The 22,130-nt window shown below is 37.3% G+C and carries 25 protein-coding genes and 4 pseudogenes; 18 read left to right on the forward strand and 11 right to left on the reverse strand.

Annotated features, from left to right (window positions below):
- Positions 1-237: 237 nt before the first annotated feature.
- Complete coding sequence (locus V6D41_RS19815; protein WP_333519420.1) at positions 238-741, reverse strand: DinB family protein; 504 nt, start codon at positions 739-741, stop codon at positions 238-240.
- A 676-nt stretch (positions 742-1,417) separates the two neighbouring features.
- On the opposite strand from V6D41_RS19815, the gene V6D41_RS19820 reads away from it, so the two are divergent.
- Positions 1,418-2,038, forward strand: a complete 621-nt coding sequence (locus tag V6D41_RS19820) for a lytic polysaccharide monooxygenase auxiliary activity family 9 protein (protein ID WP_148961636.1) — start codon at positions 1,418-1,420, stop codon at positions 2,036-2,038.
- A 413-nt stretch (positions 2,039-2,451) separates the two neighbouring features.
- Positions 2,452-2,739, forward strand: a pseudogene (locus tag V6D41_RS19825) (SMI1/KNR4 family protein); the annotation flags it as partial.
- A 139-nt stretch (positions 2,740-2,878) separates the two neighbouring features.
- Here V6D41_RS19825 and V6D41_RS19830 read toward each other — a convergent pair.
- Positions 2,879-3,094, reverse strand: a complete 216-nt coding sequence (locus V6D41_RS19830; RefSeq protein ID WP_333519421.1) for a serine hydrolase — start codon at positions 3,092-3,094, stop codon at positions 2,879-2,881.
- Between the two features lie 585 nt (positions 3,095-3,679).
- Between V6D41_RS19830 and V6D41_RS19835 the strand changes: the two genes are divergently transcribed.
- The 3 genes and pseudogenes from V6D41_RS19835 to V6D41_RS19845 all read left to right on the forward strand — a co-directional run.
- Entirely contained in the window at positions 3,680-4,309 is a 630-nt protein-coding gene (locus V6D41_RS19835) for a type 1 glutamine amidotransferase family protein (RefSeq protein ID WP_333519422.1), read from the forward strand.
- A 195-nt stretch (positions 4,310-4,504) separates the two neighbouring features.
- Entirely contained in the window at positions 4,505-5,395 is an 891-nt protein-coding gene (locus tag V6D41_RS19840; RefSeq protein ID WP_333519423.1) for a CPBP family intramembrane glutamic endopeptidase, read from the forward strand.
- A gap of 787 nt (positions 5,396-6,182) precedes the next feature.
- A pseudogene (locus V6D41_RS19845) lies at positions 6,183-6,474 on the forward strand (UPF0715 family protein); the annotation flags it as partial.
- A gap of 31 nt (positions 6,475-6,505) precedes the next feature.
- Here the strand turns inward: V6D41_RS19845 and V6D41_RS19850 are convergent.
- The gene (locus tag V6D41_RS19850) at positions 6,506-6,736 is read right to left on the reverse strand and encodes a hypothetical protein (RefSeq protein WP_148961639.1); all 231 of its coding nucleotides are present in this window, start codon (positions 6,734-6,736) and stop codon (positions 6,506-6,508) included.
- Between the two features lie 369 nt (positions 6,737-7,105).
- Here V6D41_RS19850 and V6D41_RS19855 point away from each other — a divergent pair, with 369 nt between their 5' ends.
- From V6D41_RS19855 to V6D41_RS19865, 3 genes are all read left to right on the forward strand, one after another.
- Positions 7,106-7,285, forward strand: coding sequence for a permease (locus V6D41_RS19855; protein WP_333519424.1), 180 nt, complete (start codon positions 7,106-7,108; stop codon positions 7,283-7,285).
- A gap of 61 nt (positions 7,286-7,346) precedes the next feature.
- A complete protein-coding gene (locus tag V6D41_RS19860) occupies positions 7,347-7,814 on the forward strand; it encodes a hypothetical protein (RefSeq protein ID WP_333519425.1) in 468 nt (155 codons plus the stop codon).
- A gap of 80 nt (positions 7,815-7,894) precedes the next feature.
- Positions 7,895-8,059, forward strand: a complete 165-nt coding sequence (locus V6D41_RS19865) for a hypothetical protein (RefSeq protein WP_148961642.1) — start codon at positions 7,895-7,897, stop codon at positions 8,057-8,059.
- Between the two features lie 327 nt (positions 8,060-8,386).
- On the opposite strand, the gene V6D41_RS19870 is transcribed toward V6D41_RS19865, so the two are convergent.
- Positions 8,387-9,265: a DMT family transporter gene (locus tag V6D41_RS19870; RefSeq protein ID WP_333519426.1), complete on the reverse strand. Its 879-nt coding sequence runs from the start codon at positions 9,263-9,265 to the stop codon at positions 8,387-8,389.
- Positions 9,266-9,365: 100 nt separating this feature from the next.
- Here V6D41_RS19870 and V6D41_RS19875 point away from each other — a divergent pair, with 100 nt between their 5' ends.
- The gene (locus V6D41_RS19875) at positions 9,366-10,238 is read left to right on the forward strand and encodes a LysR family transcriptional regulator (RefSeq protein ID WP_333519441.1); all 873 of its coding nucleotides are present in this window, start codon (positions 9,366-9,368) and stop codon (positions 10,236-10,238) included.
- A 256-nt stretch (positions 10,239-10,494) separates the two neighbouring features.
- Here V6D41_RS19875 and V6D41_RS19880 read toward each other — a convergent pair whose 3' ends face one another.
- The 3 genes from V6D41_RS19880 to V6D41_RS19890 all read right to left on the reverse strand — a co-directional run bounded on the left by V6D41_RS19880 (position 10,495) and on the right by V6D41_RS19890 (position 12,099).
- Positions 10,495-11,292 carry a DUF817 domain-containing protein gene (locus tag V6D41_RS19880; RefSeq protein WP_333519427.1) on the reverse strand — a complete coding sequence of 266 codons (798 nt, stop codon included), beginning with the start codon at positions 11,290-11,292 and terminating at the stop codon, positions 10,495-10,497.
- Between the two features lie 89 nt (positions 11,293-11,381).
- Positions 11,382-11,606, reverse strand: a complete 225-nt coding sequence (locus V6D41_RS19885) for a helix-turn-helix domain-containing protein (RefSeq protein WP_003220412.1) — start codon at positions 11,604-11,606, stop codon at positions 11,382-11,384.
- A 10-nt stretch (positions 11,607-11,616) separates the two neighbouring features.
- A complete protein-coding gene (locus V6D41_RS19890) occupies positions 11,617-12,099 on the reverse strand; it encodes a DUF2975 domain-containing protein (protein WP_148961645.1) in 483 nt (160 codons plus the stop codon).
- 299 nt (positions 12,100-12,398) lie between these two features.
- Between V6D41_RS19890 and V6D41_RS19895 the strand changes: the two genes are divergently transcribed.
- The 3 genes from V6D41_RS19895 to V6D41_RS19905 all read left to right on the forward strand — a co-directional run bounded on the left by V6D41_RS19895 (position 12,399) and on the right by V6D41_RS19905 (position 14,200).
- Positions 12,399-13,313 carry a VanW family protein gene (locus V6D41_RS19895; RefSeq protein ID WP_333519428.1) on the forward strand — a complete coding sequence of 305 codons (915 nt, stop codon included), beginning with the start codon at positions 12,399-12,401 and terminating at the stop codon, positions 13,311-13,313.
- 49 nt (positions 13,314-13,362) lie between these two features.
- The gene (locus V6D41_RS19900; protein ID WP_333519429.1) at positions 13,363-13,857 is read left to right on the forward strand and encodes a hypothetical protein; all 495 of its coding nucleotides are present in this window, start codon (positions 13,363-13,365) and stop codon (positions 13,855-13,857) included.
- A 148-nt stretch (positions 13,858-14,005) separates the two neighbouring features.
- A complete protein-coding gene (locus V6D41_RS19905) occupies positions 14,006-14,200 on the forward strand; it encodes a hypothetical protein (protein WP_252400930.1) in 195 nt (64 codons plus the stop codon).
- Between the two features lie 107 nt (positions 14,201-14,307).
- On the opposite strand, the gene V6D41_RS19910 is transcribed toward V6D41_RS19905, so the two are convergent.
- The 3 genes and pseudogenes from V6D41_RS19910 to V6D41_RS19920 all read right to left on the reverse strand — a co-directional run.
- The gene (locus tag V6D41_RS19910) at positions 14,308-14,670 is read right to left on the reverse strand and encodes a hypothetical protein (protein WP_333519430.1); all 363 of its coding nucleotides are present in this window, start codon (positions 14,668-14,670) and stop codon (positions 14,308-14,310) included.
- A 259-nt stretch (positions 14,671-14,929) separates the two neighbouring features.
- Positions 14,930-15,052, reverse strand: a complete 123-nt coding sequence (locus V6D41_RS19915; protein WP_148961648.1) for a PhrK family phosphatase-inhibitory pheromone — start codon at positions 15,050-15,052, stop codon at positions 14,930-14,932.
- Positions 15,049-15,189 (reverse strand): annotated as a pseudogene (locus tag V6D41_RS19920) (aspartate phosphatase); the annotation flags it as partial. The pseudogene V6D41_RS19920 and the gene V6D41_RS19915, both read right to left, overlap by 4 nt.
- A 242-nt stretch (positions 15,190-15,431) precedes the next feature.
- Here V6D41_RS19920 and V6D41_RS19925 point away from each other — a divergent pair.
- From V6D41_RS19925 to V6D41_RS19940, 4 genes and pseudogenes are all read left to right on the forward strand, one after another.
- Positions 15,432-15,905, forward strand: coding sequence for a DUF4944 domain-containing protein (locus tag V6D41_RS19925; RefSeq protein WP_333519431.1), 474 nt, complete (start codon positions 15,432-15,434; stop codon positions 15,903-15,905).
- A gap of 117 nt (positions 15,906-16,022) precedes the next feature.
- On the forward strand, positions 16,023-16,298 hold the full coding sequence (locus tag V6D41_RS19930) for a hypothetical protein (RefSeq protein WP_333519432.1): 276 nt from the start codon (positions 16,023-16,025) through the stop codon (positions 16,296-16,298).
- A 795-nt stretch (positions 16,299-17,093) separates the two neighbouring features.
- Positions 17,094-17,799, forward strand: a pseudogene (locus tag V6D41_RS19935) (NPP1 family protein).
- 450 nt (positions 17,800-18,249) lie between these two features.
- Positions 18,250-19,023, forward strand: a complete 774-nt coding sequence (locus V6D41_RS19940) for an acetoin reductase (RefSeq protein WP_333519433.1) — start codon at positions 18,250-18,252, stop codon at positions 19,021-19,023.
- A gap of 243 nt (positions 19,024-19,266) precedes the next feature.
- Here V6D41_RS19940 and V6D41_RS19945 read toward each other — a convergent pair whose 3' ends face one another.
- Positions 19,267-20,304: a polysaccharide lyase family 1 protein gene (locus tag V6D41_RS19945; protein ID WP_333519442.1), complete on the reverse strand. Its 1,038-nt coding sequence runs from the start codon at positions 20,302-20,304 to the stop codon at positions 19,267-19,269.
- Between the two features lie 166 nt (positions 20,305-20,470).
- Here V6D41_RS19945 and V6D41_RS19950 point away from each other — a divergent pair, with 166 nt between their 5' ends.
- The gene (locus V6D41_RS19950; RefSeq protein ID WP_333519443.1) at positions 20,471-21,148 is read left to right on the forward strand and encodes a YoaK family protein; all 678 of its coding nucleotides are present in this window, start codon (positions 20,471-20,473) and stop codon (positions 21,146-21,148) included.
- A 270-nt stretch (positions 21,149-21,418) separates the two neighbouring features.
- Entirely contained in the window at positions 21,419-22,117 is a 699-nt protein-coding gene (locus tag V6D41_RS19955) for an expansin EXLX1 family cellulose-binding protein (RefSeq protein WP_333519434.1), read from the forward strand.
- The last annotated feature ends 13 nt before the right edge of the window (positions 22,118-22,130 follow it).

Here is a 22,130-nt window from a genome sequence, read left to right on the forward strand (position 1 = left end):
AATATGGATAAAATAAGGTGAGGTCAAATAAGTGTAAACAATGGGAAAAGCTGATCTTAACCAAAATTGGATGAAGTCGAATAATCCTGATCACGCAGGCAATGTTATTTAGTTAGTCTAGGTTGGGAATAAAAATTAATCAAATTTATGTTAATAACAACATTGATAAATGAACAAAAGAAAAGAACATGTTTTGAAATAAGATTGATCAAAACATGCTTGGTAAATTTCTTTATATTACATTTGCGGGGGTTCCAAACCAAATTTTGTCCATTCCTCTTTTGCTGGACCATAAATACCTGGAACACTTAACCCTGCTTGTCTCATAAGAACAGTCATTTGTCCTCGATGGTGATTTTGATGTTGAATTAAAAACATCAAAAGTGAACCATTCGGCAATTGTTGCCCAATAAAGTTGATACGTTCTTGGAGTGTATAGTCAGTCCATTGGGTTTTTAATGCCTGTACAAATGCATTACTGGCTTGATGATAACTGTCTGCTATAAACTGAGCCGAAGTAGGAACAGGATAATCTTCAGCTGGGGCATGAAACGTTAAGTCTGTGTTTGAGGTAATGATGCGAATGGCAGCAACAGTATGCCAAGCAATACGGCCTAAAGTCCAATTTTCTGAAGTTATTTCCTGTTTAAGTGATTCATCAGTTAGACTATTTAGTATTTTCTGTGTTCCACCGGCTTCGAACTCCCAAGATTTTAAAAAATGATTTAAGGTTTGAAACACAAAATTCCTCCTTATAATATTTTGTTTTCTTTCTATTAACCTATAGTTCAATTATAGTGCCACGTTTAGTTAAACAGAACAAAATTTTAGGCAAGAATGATCCAATGAAAATAGGCATCGAGACATTCTTAAATAAACGTCAAGACTGTATTTCAAATTCACATTTAAAATACATGAAATCAAAATCAAAATCAAAATCAAAATCAAACTAAATGACAATGAAGCCGAATGTTGAATTGCAGAATGGATTCTTTTTTTACAAGGATTCTGAAATTAGAGACGATTCAGGAGAAAGAACATAACAAAGTAAAGAAGCCAGCTGCAGTTTTTGATTCAAATTGCACTGTTTTATTAAAAATTCAATACAAGATCACTTTGAAAATTTACAAAACCAATATCGAGCGGCAGGTTAAATGATATTGAGATGATATGTGTTTTATAGAGTTGCTGAAAAGATCAAGAAGAGATTGATAAAGTGTTTCGTTATCTGTAACTAAAATGGAAGCTGTATGAAAAGAGTGTTTGTCAATAAGCTGAAGAACAAAGGAGCTGAGGGAACATGAAGTTCTTTAAATTTCACGTGATCAAAAATAAAGAAGGAGATTACCTCACATGTAATGAATTATTATAGTAGGAAAGAGAAAAATTTTACAACAAAGGGAGGAATGAGTTAGTAATGAAGAGTTTTATTAAAGGTGCTGTTCTAACTGCTGTTCTAGGTGTTGGTGCTACTTTATTTGCAGGTGATGTATCTGCACACGGGTATATAAAAGAACCTGCTAGTCGAGCGTACATGGGATCATTAGAAAAACAAATAATTGGTTGGACTGCAGCTACTCAAAAATATGGTTCCGTAGTTGATAATCCTCAATCGGTAGAAGGACCAAAAGGGTTTCCATCAGCGGGTCCACCAGATGGGAAAATTGCATCAGCAAATGGAGGCTCGGGTCAAATTGATTTTGGGTTAGACAGGCAGACTGCAGATCATTGGGTAAAACAAAACATACGTGGGGGTCTAAATACCTTTACTTGGCACTATACTGCTCCTCACGCAACAACAAAGTGGCACTATTATATAACCAAGAAAGATTGGAATCCAAACAAACCTTTAACAAGAGATGAGTTTGAATTAATTGGTACTGTTGATCACGATGGTTCAAGGGCTGATACGAATCTATCTCATAAGATTTATGTACCAACTGATCGCAGTGGTTATCATGTCATTCTAGGGGTGTGGGATGTTGCGGACACCTCTAATGCCTTTTATAACGTAATTGATGTAAACCTCATACGATGATGTTGAACCTCCATCCAACAAATCTTAATGCCTCAAAAGTAACTGCAAATACTATTTAATTAATGTGGTCAGATAGTTGATAGTGGACAAGAAAATCAGGTTTACAGAGATTTTCCAATGCATCTGGTACAGTGTATACCGATACGGTTTTAATAGCTAACAATAGATATAGCTATACGGGAAAAGCGATTAGTGTATCAGGTAAGCCATTACTAGTTAGTAAAGTGTTGACTGTAACAACGAATGAAAATGTAACGGAACCGAGAGAATACAAAGTGTTTGAGTATGGAAGTTCCAGAATCAAATGGGATGCTGTGAAGCTTTTAAGGAGCTATTCTATTACAGATCGGTTAGATGTTCGTGCATCTGCCGATATTTTTTTACCTTAATAGAAGTGTACTCGAAAAGTCTATTTAGAAAAGAAGTTAGGCGTTACATTCCCTAATGATTATAAAGAGTTTTTGTTACAACATAGTGGGCCAGAGGGATACGTCCTAATTAGATATCATTATGATGGGAGATATGTCATTGACACAAACAAATCAAGAAAAGGATTAGATTATATGTTATATCTAGATTCATTTGATAATATTGAAGATGCGGTTAACTTAGATTCCAATTTTGAGATATGGTTTGATATGTTAGTGTCTTTTAACGGGACGAAATATTGGAAATCGAGTTCGAAGCATCCAATCAGTTAAGATCGTGGCTTGTCAGGCGTGAGATTGTTGCCCCACTGTAAAAGCTTTAAGGTCGGTTGCTAGTACTTTTGTGGTGCTTCTATCACGAATATCCCCAGGAACTGCAGAGTTAGATCCGTCTCGAATCGATTAGCCTTGGTTACATGATCCCAATCTGCTTCAGTGACTTTTCGAAACCTTTAGGGCCGCCAAGTTGTTGCAACAATATGTTCCCAGCAGTATTATCGCTGTAACGAATAGCAGCCTCTGAGATTTCTTTCAGGCTCATGCCTGTATCCACGTGTTTTTTCTGTGATTGGAGAATATGTAACAAGATCGTCTTTGCTGTAGTGGGTGACTTCTTTAAGTTTTTCAATTGAGTTTTCTTCAGGACAAAAGCTGCGGCTAGAACTTTATAGGTTGATGCTTAAGCAAACCGTTCATTTGGCCGATAGGCGATAGCCTTGTTTGTACCTGTGTCAATTACAACGCCAAGCATAGCATCAAATCATTTCTCAAGCTGAACAAATTTTATAGTAGTTATACGGCTTGGCATTTTTGTTTCTCCTATAGCTTTTGCTTCAGCATGCGTTGATCCGTAAGAGGGTTTAAAACCAGTAAGGCTTAAACATAAAGTCCAATATATATTCCAAAATAAGAGTAAAATCGATATATTTCCAATGAAATGTTCCCCTTGACTGTTAGTTTAACAAAACCCTTTTCATTCATCTTGTTTTCTGTTTTTTTATAAGTTAAGAAGGCATTGAGGGCAGAAGGGGGAACAAAATAGAAAAACACCTATTTTAAAGGTGAGCCTTATGTGAAATGTTACATCATTGATCATAGGGCAAGCGTAGCAGATTTTTATAATTGCATAGATTTCCACCATAGGGCATTATTTAAAAGGATGGCACGAAAGTCATCTTCATGGGCTTGATCAATTGTGATGGGAGTGTAATAAATGCAAACGAAAAAAGTTTATCTCTATGTATTTCATACAATGTCAGACTGGGAATACGGTTATTTAATTGCTGAACTTAACTCAGGTAGATATTTTAAAAAAGGTGCAACACCTTTAAAAGTAGTTACAGCAGGAGCTCATAAAGAAATGATTACGACGATGGGAGGGCTAAACATAAAACCAGATATTACCCTTGATAAGTGTACGCTTGAGAGTGAAGATCTTCTGATTTTACCCGGAGGGAATACTTGGGGAGAAGATATTCATCAATCGATCTTGAAAAAAGTTGGCGAAGCTTTAAAGCTTGGCACGATTGTTGCTGCCATTTGTGGTGCAACCGAGGGCCTCGCGCGTTATGGATACTTAGATTCTAGAAAGCACACAAGCAATGACTTAGCCTATTTGAAAATGGTCTGTCCTCACTATAAAGGAGAAACATTTTATGAGATGGGACCTGCAGTATCTGATGAGAATTTGGTCACCGCATCAGGAATAGCTCCCCTGGAATTTGCGATGGAAGTACTGAAAAAATTAGATGTATTTGCACCTGATACATTGCATGCATGGTATAAGCTAAATAAGACCCAAAAACCCAAATACTTCTTCGAGTTAATGAATACAGTAAATTGATAGAATCAGTACCATGCCCCAGAAATGATGGGGCATTTTTTTATGATGAAAGAAAGCGATACAATTGAAGCAGGGTGATTCAAAAATTTGAAACAATAACAGCATCTGGAACGTATTGTGATAAGAAAGCTAATGATCGACTGCTCAATTTGCTTTCTTGTTTGATGCTGTTCATGCTGTGAAAGGGGGGTGAAAATGCAATTTCATCCAATCCAAAACGGAAAACAAAACAATCATCTTAAATGGGTGGCGGCTGTTTTTTTCAGCTGGGGAACGTTCGTTTTTGCGCTGTTTTTTGCAACTTTTGTCGGTTCAATGGCACGCCAGGCAGGAGCTTCCAAGCTCTTGCAGCAAGGTATCCAAGCAGGCTTAGTGACACTAGTTACTGTCCCGTTGCTCTACATTATTCTTAAACGGTTTTCTAGTAGACCATTCTGCTCTCTCGGACTGTCTGGGTGGCGGCAAGCCATTCCGAAAGCCATTATGGGAGCAATGTATGTGATTATTCTTTCTGGATCTGGATTTGCTATCGCTCATTTATTAGGGTGGATCAACATTACACGATTTCACTTCTCTGGTCATTTGGTTACAGTATTGCTCTTAAATATGATAATCGCTTTCTTTTATGAAGCTTTTCCAGAGGAATTAACTTTTCGAGGTGCGGTGTACTACGCTCTAAACAGGCGGTTTAACTGTTTTATAGCTTTATTCCTGCAGCCGATCCTATTTGTGCTTGGACCTATAACTGTAGGTGGTTTGCAATATATAGCAGGAATTGAATCACCAGCTATCACATTAGATTACATCATTTTATTGTTATCTTTTGGATTCATCCTTCAACTTTTGCGTATTGTAACAGGAAGTTTATGGACATCTATCGCCTTTCATCTAGCTTTTCTCGAAAATTCTCGGTTTTTCGTCCTGCAGGGGGAGGAACGCTTTATAACCTACGAAGAAATTATGCCGGGTACAGGAGCACTGTTTGTCATCTTTTGTATGTTGCTTTTTGTCGGTACTCTGCTATTAATACCAGCAGTAATAGCTCGCTGTTGGCGTAAGAATAAGAGAAACGGCGAAGGTTTTTAACGACTGTGTTTTATACACAAATAGAAAGTGGCGAGGTAAACGGATAGGAGTAAAAATGTCTATTTTAATAATTGTTGAATCATCTCAGTGTTAACTGTATTAGGTTTATTCGCATGGATTTTCAAAAGGCAAAAAAATGTGGATGAAGAAGTATTCATTTATGGGAGGTACATGATTTATCTTCTTGTAGCTGAAGTTGCTGGATATGTCATATTTCAGGTTAATTAAGTATAACACGATAATAAAAAAAACAGAGCGGAGGGATCGTCATGATTTTTAAATCATCATTCTTTCTTTGAAATACATGCGGCACTTACCAATCAAGTAGCTTCAAATGATTATGATTAAAGTCTGTCATATCTGCACATTGAAGTGCATAAATTGCTAGTCTTTCAAAAAGATCATAATCTATCGTTCACTCAAAGTGAAAATGGTATACTGGTGTGACAAGTATTGGAAGTCGCTTACACACTTTCGAGTTACATAAATAAAATCAGGGGGATTACATTGAAACCAACCACGATTTATGCAGCGGCTGCTTCAGTAGGTATTATCGTGACCAAGAGCCACTTCCGTTATGGGCGTTATTCATTCCTATGATAATACCGTTTTCAAAAGATAAAAACAAATAAAACCAGCACAATAATTTAATATATTGGAGGAGTAAGCTCGAGCTAAACGAACTTTTTAAGGATATTGAAGAAGAAACTTATTTTTACTATATAAAATTACGATGAGTTTAACAGAGCTGAACATAACAACTTAACCATGATTTGAAAATGCGGAGGTGCTCAAGAGCCTCAATCAAAAGAAGTTAAAAAGTTATGTTTATACTCGGGCGTTTTCAAGTATCTCATACGGTCTGATCTTTGGTCTGTATATGTTTGTTTATCCGGTTTTATGACAATCGCATTAGTCACTATTGACATCATTGCTTTTGACCTTTCATCACTTACTGGGTAGTTGCTGTTCCTTTGGAATTGTGGTTGAGAAGAAGGCTCAAAAAGTTTAATTTACTTAATCTTATGATTTATACAGTCATTGCTTTTGTAGCTGCCTTCATTTTTTGGTTTTGTGATTCTATATTTAGCGGAATTAGTACAAATTAAGTTAGATCATGTATTTAACTGCATTTACAACAAGTATAAAAGCCGCTGATCCGAACAAGATATATGCGGACCTCGTTTGTTTCTCTATAAGGGCCTCCACCCCTATTAGTACAAAGAGAAGTGCAACTAGTACTTGGAGAGAGGTTAAGAGGAAAACACTTTGATTATATAATGAATACACGCACAGTATTAAAGCTACACATGAAATGAAAAATTTTGAAGCTTTAAGCAAAGAACCACTCCTTGCAAAGTTTTTATTAAAAGCTTAACACGTTATGCACTGTCCTTGGAGAGACTAAAGGAGTAAGATAAAAGAAGCATGTTAAACAAATGTAATGTAAAAATGCTGTTTTTCATCCCGAATCGCTGGCGCTCACGCAAGAGTTCATCACTTTCTCTCAGAGCTTTTTAACAAGTACCATTGAAATAAGGAAAATTCAAATGTGGCAATGAAAGGGGGGGACAGGGTATAAAAAAACTAGTCGTGATTTCTAGCATTCTAGGAATCCTGTTATCAGTCATGGGACAATTTTTTGGAATTTTAACCGATTTCTTTATACCAGGTATTGCTCGGTTTATAGGTATCTTAGCGGGAATTCTTGTGTTACTTAGTCTAAAGTCGAGAAGTACAGAAGTGCAGTCGTTTATCGTCGGCTCGAGTACTGCGTTAGGAATAATGGGTGCAGGAATTTTATATTTTCCAGCTGCGATTATCAATGTCTTGATTGGCTTCAAGTTAAACAAAAAGGTAAAAGAAGAAAACACGAATGAGCAGCTCTGAATAAACTGTTTTTTTGGTTAGAGAATAGAAACGAAATGATCATATGAAGAGTGAGGTTTATATGGATTTAAAATTTTACAGGCTTCTTAGAACAAATGAAGTCGAGTTTTTTCAGGTACTGCAAAAAGAAATTTCAAACATTTACGGTTATATCTTAATTGTTGATTCAAAAAGAAAAGGAGAGCTGTGTGATAATCCAGTTTTAATTGGTATAGAGGATGAAAATGAATATGAGGGTTCCTCAAATTTTATTCAGGTCATTGCATTCACTGAAGAAAGATTTCTTGAAAACTTTACAGCGGATACCTTTTCTTTTATAGATGGTCTGTTAAACATGAAACCAGATTGCCACTTCTTTATTAAAGAGCAGGTATATAAATCAAATTCTGAGCTGCTGGACTACGATTTTCCTTTTGATATGACCCCTATTGTGGATTTCATTACCCCGTATGCACAAGAGATAAATAAAGACATCAAACTAAACAATATTAGAAACAGTGATTTTAATTACCTTTCACAAAAAAATTGAAAAAAATGAAGGTGAAAGATGATAATTAATTTTTACTAATTCAGAATTGCTTGGCTTTACTTTGAAGGGAGTCGAGTAAGATGGATAAGAAAAAGGATGAAATACAAAGAAAATATAGGGAACAAATGAGGGAGAAGACTGAACAAGAAAAAGAAGATAGCAGTTCACATACTTTTGAGATTGTTATTGTACTAGCCATCATTATCTTGATGTTTTTCTTTAATTCAGTATTTAAGGCTTTTTAGATAAAAAAATCCATTTTGGCCAGCTGGAAAAATTCAAGGCGGAAAAAATTGTTCATACATAAGCAATTATTATTTGAATTCTGCCGAAGTATAAGCACTATGCAATTGTATTACAAAAAGCAACCCGGTTTTACAAGTAAAGCTGCCTGCAAGTGGCTTGCCCACCAACCTAAACGCCAGCCATTTAAGCTAATGTCTCACATGCAGACATTAGCTTTTTTCATTGTTTAATAGACTGCAGTCAGGATCCTAGAAGACGCACTCATAATAGCCGTCTCCTATCATACGAGGTCAACATCGACAAGGAAAAAGTATATCTTTAAAAAATCACACTTTCTGTCGTGATAATTTAAATGTATTCATAAAAATGCCGCAGCATATCAGCAGTGCGCCGATGATGATGTTTATGGTCATCTGTTCGTGCAATTGCAACCATCCAAAGAATAGAGCCAAAACGGGAACGAACATTAATGCCATGGATGCTTTTGACGCTTCGATTTGATTGAGCACCCAAAACCATACGACAAATGTAAAGCCTGTAGAAAGCAAACCATTAAACAGCAATGACCAAACCGCCTGATATGACCACTCGGCTGAATGGACCGGCTCCAATATAAAGGAAAACATCAACAACATGACGGCTCCCATCAGTAGATGCCAGGCATTCATATGAATGATATCGATATGCTTGAATTGAAGCTTGCTAAACACATTCGCAATTCCCCAGCTAAGCGCTGCCGCAAGGACGCACAGTTCTCCAAATAAAGCACTTTGGTCGACATTCAGCATTTCTTTTCCAAAAATGAATAAAAGTCCGGAGAAGCCGCTTATCAGCCCGATCGTTTTATATACATTCATTTTCTCGTTTAATGTAAAATGGCTGATCACCGTAACAAATATAGGCATCGTATACACCAAAACAGAGGTTTTCCCTGAATCGACAAACTGCATTCCATACGTTAAGATCCCCATATAGCCCAGGCCCATCAGCAGGCTCATGATGATATAGCTTTTGACATATTGTTTTCCAATTGAAAGTTTTTTTCTTTGAATGAAGAGAATGAGAAATAAAGGAACCGCCCCGATGAACAGACGTAATGCTGAAAATAAAAGCGGGGGAATGTCATGAATTCCTACTTTCATCGCAACCCAAGTATAGCCCCAAATAAGTGTGACAGATATGATTCCCAGCATGACTTTTACCATTAATAAGCCGCCTTTCTTGTTTAAATATCGTGCTGGTTTCTATCATATGTTACATTTGTATATAACTGAAATACATTTTTATTATTGGGGGTATAACCAAATAGTTATGAATATGAACCATCTTCACATATTTATAAAAGTCGGGGAGAAATTGAACATTACAGAAGCGGCAAAAGAATTGTTCATCTCTCAGCCGGCGGTAAGCAAAGCGATAAAAAACCTCGAAAACTCGCTCCAGCTCAAATTATTGATCAGGGATAAACATCATGGTTTAATGCTGACTGACGTCGGAAAGGAAATTTTGCTACTGGCGAGGCAAATGAAGGGGATTGAAAGCAAAATATATCAAGTAGCCAACCGGGAAAACAAGCTGTTAAGCGGGAAGGTGAAAATTGGTTCATTTCCTGCTGTTTCAACAAATATCATGCCGCAGGCGATTGCGGCATTCAGATCAAACTACCCGCTGATCCGCATAGAATTGGTCGAGGGGACCTCTGATCAAATCAAAGGGTGGGTCGAGGATCGGACGGTTGATATTGGGATCGCGGCATCTCCATTTGACCCATTTGACTATCAACTAATATGTAACGACTATATGGTGGCCGTCATCCCTCCGCAAGATAATGAATTAAAACAGGAAAAGCATGTCGACCTCAACACATATCAAGATGACCTTATTTTTTGCAAAGGCGGTCATGAAATTGCAATGTCAAATACGTTTCAGCAGCACCATATTGAATTAAAGGAAAACTTGACTGTGCAAAATGCCGAAACCTTGATCAATATGGTCAAAAATAACTTGGGCATAGGCATTATTTCAAACTTTACACTTTCATCTGTTCCGCATCAATTGATCAAAAAAGACATCATTCCCCGGATTACCCGTGATATTGGCGTCATCGCGCACTCATTTGATGAAATAACGCCGGCGGCGCATGAGTTTATCAAGATATTGAAAACAGTCGTCATCTGAATCCGCAGACGTAATAAGGTGATTCTAGTCTAGAAGAGGAGCATAAAAACTCTTAGTTTAAGACGTTTTATAAAAAGTGTTCGAAGACTTTATTGATGTTCTTAAAGGATGGCAAAAGACGATTTCTCCACAATTATTCTGTGATCTAGCCCTAGAGGAAAATGAATACTCATCGGTAGAGTTTAAAAAAAGAAAAAAGCAACAATTCGAACGTTGCTTTTTCATTTTATTTGGTACTTTATACGCTAGGAGAACTTCAACCTAAAAAAGGTTCATCAATCTCTGTCTTTGTGGGATTCTGTTCCTTAACTTGTTTTAACGTCGCTACGATAAGAAAGCTAACAATCACTAACAAAAGCCATGAACTCACCTTTCCTAGGTGAACAAGACTCCATGCCTCGGTTTGGTTTGGATATGTCCAAGCCCCAAAAAACGTTGCGATATTTTCCGCTATCCATATAAAAAATCCAATGAGCACAAAAGAAAGTGCAAGCGGCATCCGGTAATGAGTTCCATTCACCTCGTATATGACCCATGTTTTCCAAAAGACAATGATGACAAGTCCAGATAACCACCAACGTATGTCAATTGAATAATGGTGGGTAAAAAAATTCAAATAGATCGTAGCGGCAAGCGGGATAACTGCAAAACACGGCGGCCACTTCACCAGTTCAACCTTAAGCCTTCTCCACGCCTGGCAAAGATAACTGGCTACACTTGCGTACATAAAGCCGCTATACAAAGGCACCCCGAACATTTTGGAATATCCTTCTTCTGGATAAGACCAGGAGCCCATATGGACTTTGAAAAGTTCAAGAGCAAGCCCAATAAGGTGGAACAAGGAGATTACTTTTAATTCATCTCGTGTTTCAAGCCCGGAACGCACCATCAGCCCCTGCATGAAAACGCAGATGATGAGCAGCCAGTCATACCGCGGCAAGAAGGGAAGAGGGATGATTTGTGTGATAGCCAAAGAGGCAAAAATAACGACAGGAAACAAACACGAAAGGGCCTGTTCCCAGCCAAAATGAAAGAGTTGTTTTAACGCTCTCATGATATGTGCCTCCAAACTTTTTTTCTGATTATATGTAAGGCACGCATAGATGGACATAGCTTTACGTCCATAGTGTCACCGTGTCCTCTTTATGAATCTTGTGTATCTTCATCACTTCGGTATTCCAAAATATCTCCGGGCTGGCATTCTAAAGCCTTACAAATCGCTTCTAAAGTTGATAATCGAATGGCCTTTGCTTTTCCGTTTTTCAATATCGAAAGATTAGCCATCGTGATGCCGACTCTCTCCGAAAGCTCTGTTACGCTCATTTTCCTTTTAGCAAGCATCACATCAATATTGATAATAATTGCCATGTTCATCACCTCAGACCGTTAAGTCATTTTCTGATTTTATATCAATCGCTTCTTTTAACAGTTTTTGAAGAACAGCAGCAAAGACTGCAATCACCATTGAAGCAAAAATAATGACCAATCCGATGACTATGATACCCGGGGCGTCGTCTATCTCGGCCATCAGATAAAAGACCGGCATGCCTGCTGCATACAAGATACTGATTGTGACCGCACAGTATTTTATATTCTTTAAAGCTCTTACAGAAATGTTAGAGAAAGCTTTGTTCTTGTCAATATAGCTTAAAAGTTTGAACGCTTGATAAAGAGCAAAGTAAAAAGGAATCGCCGTTACATACAAATAGATGAAAACGAGATATTTGATATAAGCGATATTTGGAACTAATTCCGCTGCATAATTGGCTATCTTCGGCACCGCAAAAATGCACAAAGCAAGAATCGGGAGTCCGATAAGAATTACGGCAATCTTTAAAAAGAGTGTTGAGACTCGATTCATAAAAAGCACCTCACTGATTTGTTGTCATTTTGAATTTAACATGATATTTATCGTTTTACAATAAAAAAATATTAAGATAAATTATTTTATTGTTGTTATTACATCTTTATCATTTTAGTCTTTTTTTAACTTGGCAGCGAATTGAACCAGAGAACAATTAAAGTTATAGCTCACTTATGTGGTTTTTCTATTACTCAAAAATAAGCGAATCAACATCTAAATATTCAAACAAGCGATAGGAAGAAATACATCAAAGAATAAGCTGATGCCCATACTAATGGTCGGGAGGTAAACGACTTATGATACAAATTTGGATCACTGGTCTTTTATTATTGGCTCAACCGAGCGAGCCGCCTGACAGCTTAACGGTCACACAGCAAGGGCGGACGATAGCTACTGTTACCCGTGAAAACTTTACAATGCCTCTTCCTGGTACTCCAATGATTGACCATGAAAAATACCGGAAATTGATCGAACAGCTGGATCAGGAAATTTACCGGGAGCCGGCTAATGCTGTGCTTAACGAACAGGGAAGCATTGTCCCGGGCAGGGTTGGTTACAGACTTTATCAACAGGCGTTTAAGGAAAAGTTTTATGCCTATTTCTATGGCCATGGCCCCTCCAAGGTAGAAGTGCCGGAATTGAACATATATCCGAAAGTTGACAGCGAGCTGCTTGCTCACATCAGTACACATCAGCTCGGTCAGTACGTAACGTATTTTAATTCGAACAATAAAAGCCGTTCACACAATATTTCTCTTTCTGCAAAAGCGATTAACAATCATGTTGTTTTCCCTAATGAGACGTTTTCGTTTAATCAAGTTGTTGGGATGAGAACTCAAGACAAAGGATACAAGAGTGCGCCCATTATCGTTAAAGGTGAGTTGTCTGAAGGTGTAGGCGGAGGAATTTGCCAGGTATCTTCAACACTATTTAATGCAGTCGATCGTGCGGGGCTGCGAATCGTTCAGCGCTATTCTCATTCAAGAAGCGTACCATATGTTCCGTCCGGACGTGATGCGACAGTAAGCTGGGGAGGTCCAGACTTTCTCTTTAAAAACCAATATAACCAGCCAATATTAATTCGGGCAAAACGGTATGGAGGGAGTATGATTGTTACGTTGTACTCTTCTGATATGATCAATAACAAACTGAGAAAAGTCCCTAAAGCGCCATCTCAAATACCGAAAGAAATAAATGCCGAGCGGCAATAGGATACTATTATTGGACAAGCGAATGAAAAAGAAAGGAGGGATAAATGAAGTGAAGAAGGTATTATTTTTCTTATATGTAATATTATTTGCGTTTACTTTTGTTCAATCAAAAGCGCACGCTCTTACTTTTACGGTGTTGCCCATTACACAAAAAACGGAACAGTGGTCAGTAGAAGTAAGTGAAGCAAAAAATGTAAAGGAATTTGTGGCACCTAAAAAAGGGAAATATAATGTTTATTCCTTGGAAGTCAACAATATTGGGAAAGAAGCAGCTACGGTGGATGTGCAATTGTATAGAAATGATCCTAATTCAATCACAAGGTTTTCACTTTTTGGATGCCCCGATGAAAATTGTGTAAAACAAATAGATGATGCTAAAACGTTAGCTGAAAGTTTAAACGATGGCTCGCCGTTGAGGTTCAAGCATTTTATGCTGGCAGATAAAGCATCTGAATTAGAAGTTGTTATAATCTGGACGCAAAAAGGGCAAGAAGAACGCAATTTAAAACAGACCTTTAAATTCACTGAAGAGGGCGTTAATTAGGCGTTAAAGCATCTTATTTTAAAATTTGTCAGTCATTGAAATAGAATATTCATATTTCTTATATAGATGAGATGAATCAGCATTAAGCATATTACGGAGAAAGGAAAGGGAAGAGGGAGAGTAAAACTGATAAGATGGGATGGTTTTGATGATTAAATCCATTACTTTGCCAGAGGAAAAAACGAAAATAACAGTTGGAAAACCAGTCAAAGATGAGTCAAACATCAAAGTTACTGCAATTTTTGACTATAGAGAAGAACCAGAGGAAGCTTTTTGGATACACTTATCTGATGGAAGTGAAATGTTTGTTGACGATCACAAAGTCTTTATTGAATACGAATAGAAAAGTATTGAAATGAACAAGCAGTTGAATCACTTTCTGCGCATTTTAGCTTGACATTGTAAAGATAAAGACTGTTACACCTTTGAAAAACCAAAAAACCACCTCAGTTAATCATTAAAGCCGTTAATTTCAAAATTCTCTATGTCAAGATTTAGGTTTTTCAGTTGTTTCAACAGAACTTCAAATTTTAAACAACCACCATTTTTTAATTCTTCTGTAATATCTTCAGGATGAGCAATTTTCATCCCGGACTCAATCCATTGTTTGCGATACAATTGAAATGCAGCCTCAATTAAATGATCCGGAGTGACAATAAAGCCTAATCTTACATCATGGTCCTCACTGTAGCCAAACTCAAAATCGCAACATGGACAAATGTCAAACGTTTTTTGATACTCGCCTTTATACAAAGGATTTTGACTTAATCCTTTATATCCGCAAATTAAACATGAATATAATTTTGCTATCAAATTAGTCCCTCTTTTATCTGTTGAAAATTCATAGTAACACCTTACTATTTTGTGGTTCTGCTAATAAGAATTCATTGATCTAATTATATACTGATAATAGGTACTTATCATTGAATCATAAGGATAAAATAAGTATAAAAATTATTCAACAAGCTATTGTTAGCGAACTTAATGCTGCCTTAAGGTGTAGGAAGCTTGGAGTAATGGAAAAATAAAAAGCCCACTCTCATGAGGCGGGCTATATCGAATGCTCTTCTCCTTAACCTCCGACCGGCCTTTCAGCAACTTGGATGCTAGATGGTGAATCAGTACTCAATTGTGTTAAAGCTACTCCACTTAAAATCACAGTTAAAATAGACACACAAAGCACTATTTTTTTCAAAAGATTCCCTCCACCTGATTCATTTTCTGTTCAGCCCAAATCTTTTCGTTGAAAAAGCTTGCAGCCTCTTCAAAAGCACCTATTGTTTCAAAACTTTTTGCGGCTAAGTAAGCTAATTCATCAACACTTTCACTCTCAAAATTCGAAAATATCTCATAAAGATATTATCATAATTTTAGGGATTAATGTAATAATTTTGAAGGTTATTGACTTAATGAAACAAAACATGCATTTAAAGCATGTTATAAGTTTTAATCTTCCTTTAATTTAAGTTTAAAAAGTTTAGAGCAACCCTCTGTTGGCTCACTTGCTCTTTTTAATTTTCTGTAACATTTTGATCGCATTTTCTACTAAAAGAATGAGGGAAGTGAGGAAAAACATGAGAAAAAAGAACAATAAAAAATGGCTATTGCTGATGACTGTATTTTTGGTGATCTGCATCGTATCAATCTTTGTAATAATGTCAGAAAACAAAGTAAAATATGAGGGCAGCGAAAAAAACGGAATATGGGTTTCTAACCTTGAAAAATCAGATAAAACTTCAATTGGTCCTAATTACTTTTTGAATTTGTACTGGCAGGGAAGTAAGAAGGACGAAAAAAGAACTGTTGTTGAAAAAATCACTTTATACATAGATGGTAAAAAATATGATGACAGAGAAGATTATGATTTATCAGAGTATACAGGTGAAGAAATGCCAGATGGAGGTTATATGGAAGACCACATCGCTACCTTTGATTTTATGCCTGAAGAGGAAGTAATAGGACATGATCTAGTAGTTAAAGTGGAGTGGAAGACCGGGGAGAAAAAACAAACAGAAGAAATGAAATTACATAAGAAATCATGGTATTAAAGATAGCCGACTTGATGAAGACGAGCAGCAATTCTCAATGTTCCAATCCTTGAATCACTAATGAGAATAGCTGTTTAAGGAGGGGGAAAATGAAATCATTACCTTTTTCTATCCAGTTTGACTGCTGTTGGAATCTCAATCTTTGGCCAATTGATAGGAGTTCTTGATGATTCTTATGCTGTTGGCAATGCTTGGTTTGCAGGTGTTTTAGCTGGATTAATTACACTTCTTATTTTGATTGACAGTCAAGTGATGACAAAAAGTTACATCATAATTGTAAGTACAATTTTAGGCACTCTGGGAGTAGGGTTTTTATATCTCCCAGCTGCAATCATCAACATTTTTATAAGTATTAAACTGGACAAGAAAAAGAAAGAAGAAGACCTTAATTGAAGATAGAGATTCCTTTATTTAATTTTTAGGAGGGGAAGTGTATGGATTTACCCACATGGGCTTATATCATAATGACAATCTTAGGTGCTGCCGGCGTTATTAGTTTAATGTGGTTCGGTTATTTTTCTGACAAATCTGAAAAATAATTAAGGAGTTTACTTAACACAATCAACTAGCAGTAAATGTTAAGTCGTGACTTTTGTTATTCGGGCTACTAACTTAAATGAAGGAAAAGCTAAAGAAGCTTTAGTTCAACGGCTTAATGAAAATGACGATGCTGACAACTGCCACAGAGAACAGAAGTGCTTTTCTGAGAAGTGTTAAGACGAAATAAGTTTTATTCAACACCTCTGATTTATGTATGAAGGGGTGTTTTTTGATTTTATAAAATGAGTGTGAGAGCAGTTTTTAGTAAAGAGGTATTTTATAAAATGTACTAACTAATCTATATATTAAATTTTCATTATAATAAAAATACATTGGCACTAAGGGATGAAACTCCTTCACAAAATCCTATTATAGAAGCTTACACTACATCATTTTGTGCTTCAAGAAGCTCAGGGGAATGATTTTTAAGTGAGTTTACTAATGAGAAACCTGGGCTGGAAACATGAAAATCAAAAACCGAAATGTGTTCTTCAGGCTGCTTTGAAGGTAAAGAATGATGAATAATCGTATCGATTCTGTTTATTGATTTTAAGATTCTGTAAATTTGATTGAATGGGGATTTCACCATTGTATAATGACTTGGCAGTTTGGATTTTACATAACTAATGCGATAAGGAGGAAAGTGAAATGAAGAAAATTGCGTTTGCTGTTTTGATGTCACTTCTCGTTTTTATCAGCTTAGTTCCAACAGTTGATGCTGCTGTCATTGATCATGACAAAGCAGTAGGTTTCGATGAAGTTGCCTCAACTACTATTTCTCAAAAAGCCGAAAAAAGTTCCAGCCGTATTGAAGGTTTATAGCGGCTGTGTACCCTTTCCGACAGTAGATGCACAAGGCAATACAAGTGGCGGGTTACAGCCGACTGGAACGCCTGAAGGAGATTGCAGTAAACATACCGGACAAGTTTATTCACGTTCAACTTGGTACAATGGCGTGTGGGCAATCATGTATTCTTGGTATTTTCCAAAGGATGAGGCTTCTCCAAGGTTGGGGCATAGACATGACTGGGAAGGAATTGTAGTTTGGGTCGATAATCCGTCTAATCAAAATCCAAAAGTTTTATCTATCGCATACTCCGGGCACGGAAAATTCACGAATGTTCAGCCAAATGAAAGAAATATGAAGGATACACATCCGTTAATTGCATACGACAGAACATGGCCCTTAAACCATGAATTGCATATTAGTGATCAAGTAGGGGGCACTCAGCCATTAATTGGGTGGGAAAACTTAACACCGGCAGCGAGGAATGCTTTGAATACAACGGATTTCAGTAAAGCAAATGTCCCTTTTAATGATCCTAATTTCATGAATCATTTAGAAAAGGCATAGTTTAGATAAATTCATAATGTATCATGCTGGATTAGTCAGTAGATTAATACGGCATTTTCATTACAAGATGCAGGAATAGTTTAAAAGACTTATTGTTAAAGCTTATATTGGTTAAAATTGTGGGGATGGGAAAGTTAAAGATTTATACGGTTATCAGTTGATGAGTTGTACGAATTCTAATAAAAGATTGAATGTAAAGGCCGGTTTGAAACTTGGCCTTTTTGTAATGAGTTGAAGTCTCAAGAATACAATGAACAAGCAAAAAAGAAAGTGTTTCTGGTATGGACAACCTGAACCAAATCAGAAGGCAATGTGGGTTTGAAATTATAACAGCAATTTCTACATATAGAAACTGTTTTTTTGTATCAGCCCTTTAAATGATACGGAGAGTTATTGATTTGTTAAAATAAAGATATAGTCACGTTAACTTATTGCGAAAGGGGAATGTTTATGTCCAAGACAGCGATAGTTACAGGTTCAGCAGGGGGATTAGGGAGAGGCATCGCAGAAAGACTATGTAAAGATGGTTTTCGTGTAGTGCTGCATGATATCAATGGAGCACTGCTGAATGAAACGGTTTCAGATTTCAAAGAGAAACACTTTCATGTGATTGGGGTTAGAGGGGATGTATCAAAGCGTGAAGACCAATTCAATTTGGTTAAAGAAGCAGCAGATCAGTTTGGCCGCTTAGATGTTTTTGTAAACAATGCGGGTATTGAAGCTGTTTCTCCATTTTTGGAAATAACAGAAGAACAACTGAATAGATTGTTTCAGGTTAACGTGAATGGAGTTGTCTTTGGCACTCAAGCAGCCGCTGATCAGTTCAGGAAACAAAAAACAAAGGGGAAAATCATTAACGCATGCAGTATAGCTGGTCACGAGTCATTTGAAATGCTGGGCACATATTCAGCGACGAAGCATGCGGTGAAGTCTTTTACACATACAGCTGCTAAAGAGCTGGCAAAGTATAAAATAACGGTGAATGCTTATTGCCCCGGAGTCGCAAAAACAAAAATGTGGGACAGAATTGATGAAGAAATGGTAAAACACAGTGATGACCTGCAGCCAGGGGAAGCTTTTGAAAAATTTTCTTCGGAAATAGCCCTGAAAAGATATCAAACCCCCGAGGATGTTGCTAATCTGGTATCGTTCTTAGCTTCAGATGACTCTGATTATATTACCGGTCAAGCCATATTAACTGATGGCGGTCTAGTTTATAGATGATAAAAACTAAATGATATGTAAATAGAAAACCGATTTTGAAACTTTGTATGATCCGATTCGATTTATTCTTTTTACTTGCGATAAACTGGTATAATAAAAAAATTGATTGAGAAGTGATTGTGAAAAAGACAATACACTTTTTGATAAGAATGGTTTGACCGGCTCTGGGCTTGATGAAGTGCAACAAGATCGGCCTATAAGTAAAAAAGAGGCTCGGCGTTTTTTACGCAGGCCTCTTTTGTGTCAGTAGCCAAATACCAGTGTTGTGTTCTGTGATCCGGCATATTTTGTGACAAATTCTTTTGTATACTGCGGCGTTTGGACACGGTAGCTATAGTTAGATCCGGGATTCCAGGAAGTCAGCGGAGAGGTTTGCTTGTTTAAAGACGGGTAGCTGCCTGTATCCTTGAAATAGCCAGTGCCCTTGTCATCGAGGATTCCGCCTTTTTCACTGCCTTTCCCAAAGTAGTTATATTCTGAATATATTTTTGCTTTTGTGGCAATGGTAATCGCTTGGTTAAAGTTGTTGCTGTAATTGTTTTTAACATGAAAGTATCCGTATCTCATGAGGCCCGGGCCTCTTACATACAAATTCTCAAAATAATTATTGGCGATTGTCATGTGGGGATAGCCGTCATATTGATGCTGTGAATCGTCAGGGTATCCCAAAATCAAACCGTATTTATGATTCGCGAATTTTGAGTTGCTGATCGTGATATAATCTGCTGATTTACCGATATACAGGAGCTTGTCCAAATCACTTCCGCTTGCGCTATAGCTGTGGCCTGAAAATGTGACGTGGTCAATCCAATAGTTGATGCCGGAATCTAAATAAAGCTGGATATCATTATTTCCGTTAATCTGCGGACTGTGTTCAAATGTCAGATTTTGAAAAATGACGTTTCCAGAAGCAGATGAAGTTGTTAAATAAATATTTTTCAGCGTTTTTTTCGCGTAAGAGCCTACGAGTGTTTTATTTGAGCCAATGGTGACTGTTGTTTTCGAAGATGCGGAAAGATCATTCTGAAGAACTAAAATTTTCGGAGTTGATCCTCCTAGATGGTTTTTTAAATCATTAACGTTTTGAATGTAAACAATCTGGCCGTTTTTTCCGCCCGTTGTGCTCGCTTTAGAAATGCCTTTTTCATTTTTAGCATTTCCGGCAAATCCTAAAAGGCCATTCGTTGAGGTGTTTGGAAAATCGACAGCTCCAAACGCTTTTCCAGGCAAGAGAACCAAAAACAAACTAAACACGGCGAACCATAAACAAAATCGTTTCAGCATAATTTGCCCCTTTCAATTAATAAATTTCCTTGCGGAGATTATTATTACAGTTAATGGAATGGAATAATAGGTTCTATCTTCCTAATTAAATCCGGGTTATTTCAAAATAAACAGATTTCGTTAAAAGACATACTTGAAATTAGAAGAAGGGATTGATACACCGTTGACTGCAGCAGCTTATCGAAACACCTTGCTTTCACTTTTATGTTTAACAGCTGGAATCGTGGATGTAATCGGGTATTTAAGTCTGGGACATGTTTTCACAGCGAATATGACTGGAAATATTGTATTGTTGGGGTTGGCGATCGGCAAATCCCTTGAGGTCACAGTTTTTAATTCTTTGACCGCGCTAATCGGATTTATATGTGGCGTGATTATTTCAACACTGATGGTCGGAAAGGCAGAAAATACCCTGTGGCCTACTGCGGTGACAAAAGCGCTTGCGCTTGAAGCATTCATTTTGTTTGTCTTTGCTTGTCTTTCTTTTTATTCGGCTTTTGTTCCTGTATACATCCTTATTATTCTCATGAGCATATCGATGGGGATTCAAACAATAGCAGCTAAAAAGCTGGGGATCGCAGGTATTTCTTCAACTGTGTTGACCGGAACACTGGCTTCTCTTTTAGAGGATTTGTCCGGCCGTTTGTTTTTTAAGAAGCAGAAGAAGACATTTTTAAGAGATGCTGTGTTAAGAGCGCTGGCTATTATCTTATATTGTGTGGGGGCTATTATTGTAGCTTTCGCTGATCCTGATTTTTATGACATCATCATTTGGGTTCCGATCGTGCTGATATTTGGCATCATGATGACAGCTAAGTTGAAACTGAGCGGGGAAAAATAACTTTTCCTCATACTGTTATCGAGCCAAAAACGCGTTTCATGTCCTTTATTGCTATGCGAATTTTGCTCAGTAAATAAAATAAGAAATTCGGCTGATGTGCATACTCATTCATTCGTATTGTTTTTTTCATAAAACGCTTCCTTTGATATAGGAATGATAGTGATTATGTATGAAAACCATCTATGAATCTATTTCCTCTTTCAAACCAGATGAATTGAGTCTTATAATGATAATGATTCTCATTTAAAGTCTGGATTGAGGAGGTCATGTATGAAAAAGAAAATCAGTGCATTTGTTAGCGTGGTTTTGTTGATGATCCTTTGTTTTTCCCCGCAAGCTTCGGCAGCATATGACGACCAACATGAAGGCTATGCAACGTATACAGGGTCGGGTTATTCAGGAGGAGCTTTCCTGCTGGATCCCATTCCTTCCGATATGGAGATTGCTGCAATCAATCCGGCAGATCTCAATTACGGGGGAGTGAAAGCGGCACTCGCAGGCTCTTATTTGGAAGTCGAGGGGCCAAAAGGAAAAACAATGGTCTACGTTACCGATCTGTATCCTGAAGGCGCTCAGGGAGCTCTGGATCTCTCACCTAATGCTTTCCGTAAAATCGGCAATATGAAAGATGGAAAAATCAATATCAAATGGCGTGTTGTCAAAGCCCCAATCACAGGGAATTTCACGTACAGGATCAAAGAAGGAAGCAGCAGGTGGTGGGCTGCAATCCAAGTCAGAAATCACAAGTATCCTGTTATGAAAATGGAATATGCTAAAGATGGAAAGTGGGTCAACATGGAAAAAATGGACTATAACCATTTTGTCAGTACCAATGTAGGGACAGGCTCTCTCAAAGTCAGAATGACGGACATCCGCGGAAAGGTTGTGAAAGACACCATTCCGAAGCTGCCTGAAAGCGGAACGTCCAATGCATATACAGTGCCGGGCCATGTACAGTTTCCTGAATGAAAAATACGAAACA

The organism is Bacillus sp. 0102A, assembly GCF_036765155.1.
Lineage (GTDB): Bacteria > Bacillota > Bacilli > Bacillales > Bacillaceae > Bacillus > Bacillus subtilis_G.

Excerpts from the sequence above, each read along its gene's own strand:
- V6D41_RS19870 (WP_333519426.1), bottom strand. The coding sequence starts at position 9,265 with ATGGTAAAAGTCATGCTGGGAATCATATCTGTCACACTTATTTGGGGC.
- V6D41_RS19890 (WP_148961645.1), bottom strand. The coding sequence starts at position 12,099 with ATGAATCGAGTCTCAACACTCTTTTTAAAGATTGCCGTAATTCTTATC.
- V6D41_RS19895 (WP_333519428.1), top strand. The coding sequence starts at position 12,399 with ATGATACAAATTTGGATCACTGGTCTTTTATTATTGGCTCAACCGAGC.
- V6D41_RS19840 (WP_333519423.1), top strand. The coding sequence starts at position 4,505 with ATGCAATTTCATCCAATCCAAAACGGAAAACAAAACAATCATCTTAAA.
- V6D41_RS19860 (WP_333519425.1), top strand. The coding sequence starts at position 7,347 with ATGGATTTAAAATTTTACAGGCTTCTTAGAACAAATGAAGTCGAGTTT.
- V6D41_RS19940 (WP_333519433.1), top strand. The coding sequence starts at position 18,250 with ATGTCCAAGACAGCGATAGTTACAGGTTCAGCAGGGGGATTAGGGAGA.
- V6D41_RS19865 (WP_148961642.1), top strand. The coding sequence starts at position 7,895 with ATGGATAAGAAAAAGGATGAAATACAAAGAAAATATAGGGAACAAATG.
- V6D41_RS19905 (WP_252400930.1), top strand. The coding sequence starts at position 14,006 with ATGATTAAATCCATTACTTTGCCAGAGGAAAAAACGAAAATAACAGTT.
- V6D41_RS19885 (WP_003220412.1), bottom strand. The coding sequence starts at position 11,606 with ATGGCAATTATTATCAATATTGATGTGATGCTTGCTAAAAGGAAAATG.
- V6D41_RS19955 (WP_333519434.1), top strand. The coding sequence starts at position 21,419 with ATGAAAAAGAAAATCAGTGCATTTGTTAGCGTGGTTTTGTTGATGATC.
- V6D41_RS19820 (WP_148961636.1), top strand. The coding sequence starts at position 1,418 with ATGAAGAGTTTTATTAAAGGTGCTGTTCTAACTGCTGTTCTAGGTGTT.
- V6D41_RS19835 (WP_333519422.1), top strand. The coding sequence starts at position 3,680 with ATGCAAACGAAAAAAGTTTATCTCTATGTATTTCATACAATGTCAGAC.
- V6D41_RS19925 (WP_333519431.1), top strand. The coding sequence starts at position 15,432 with ATGAGAAAAAAGAACAATAAAAAATGGCTATTGCTGATGACTGTATTT.
- V6D41_RS19880 (WP_333519427.1), bottom strand. The coding sequence starts at position 11,292 with ATGAGAGCGTTAAAACAACTCTTTCATTTTGGCTGGGAACAGGCCCTT.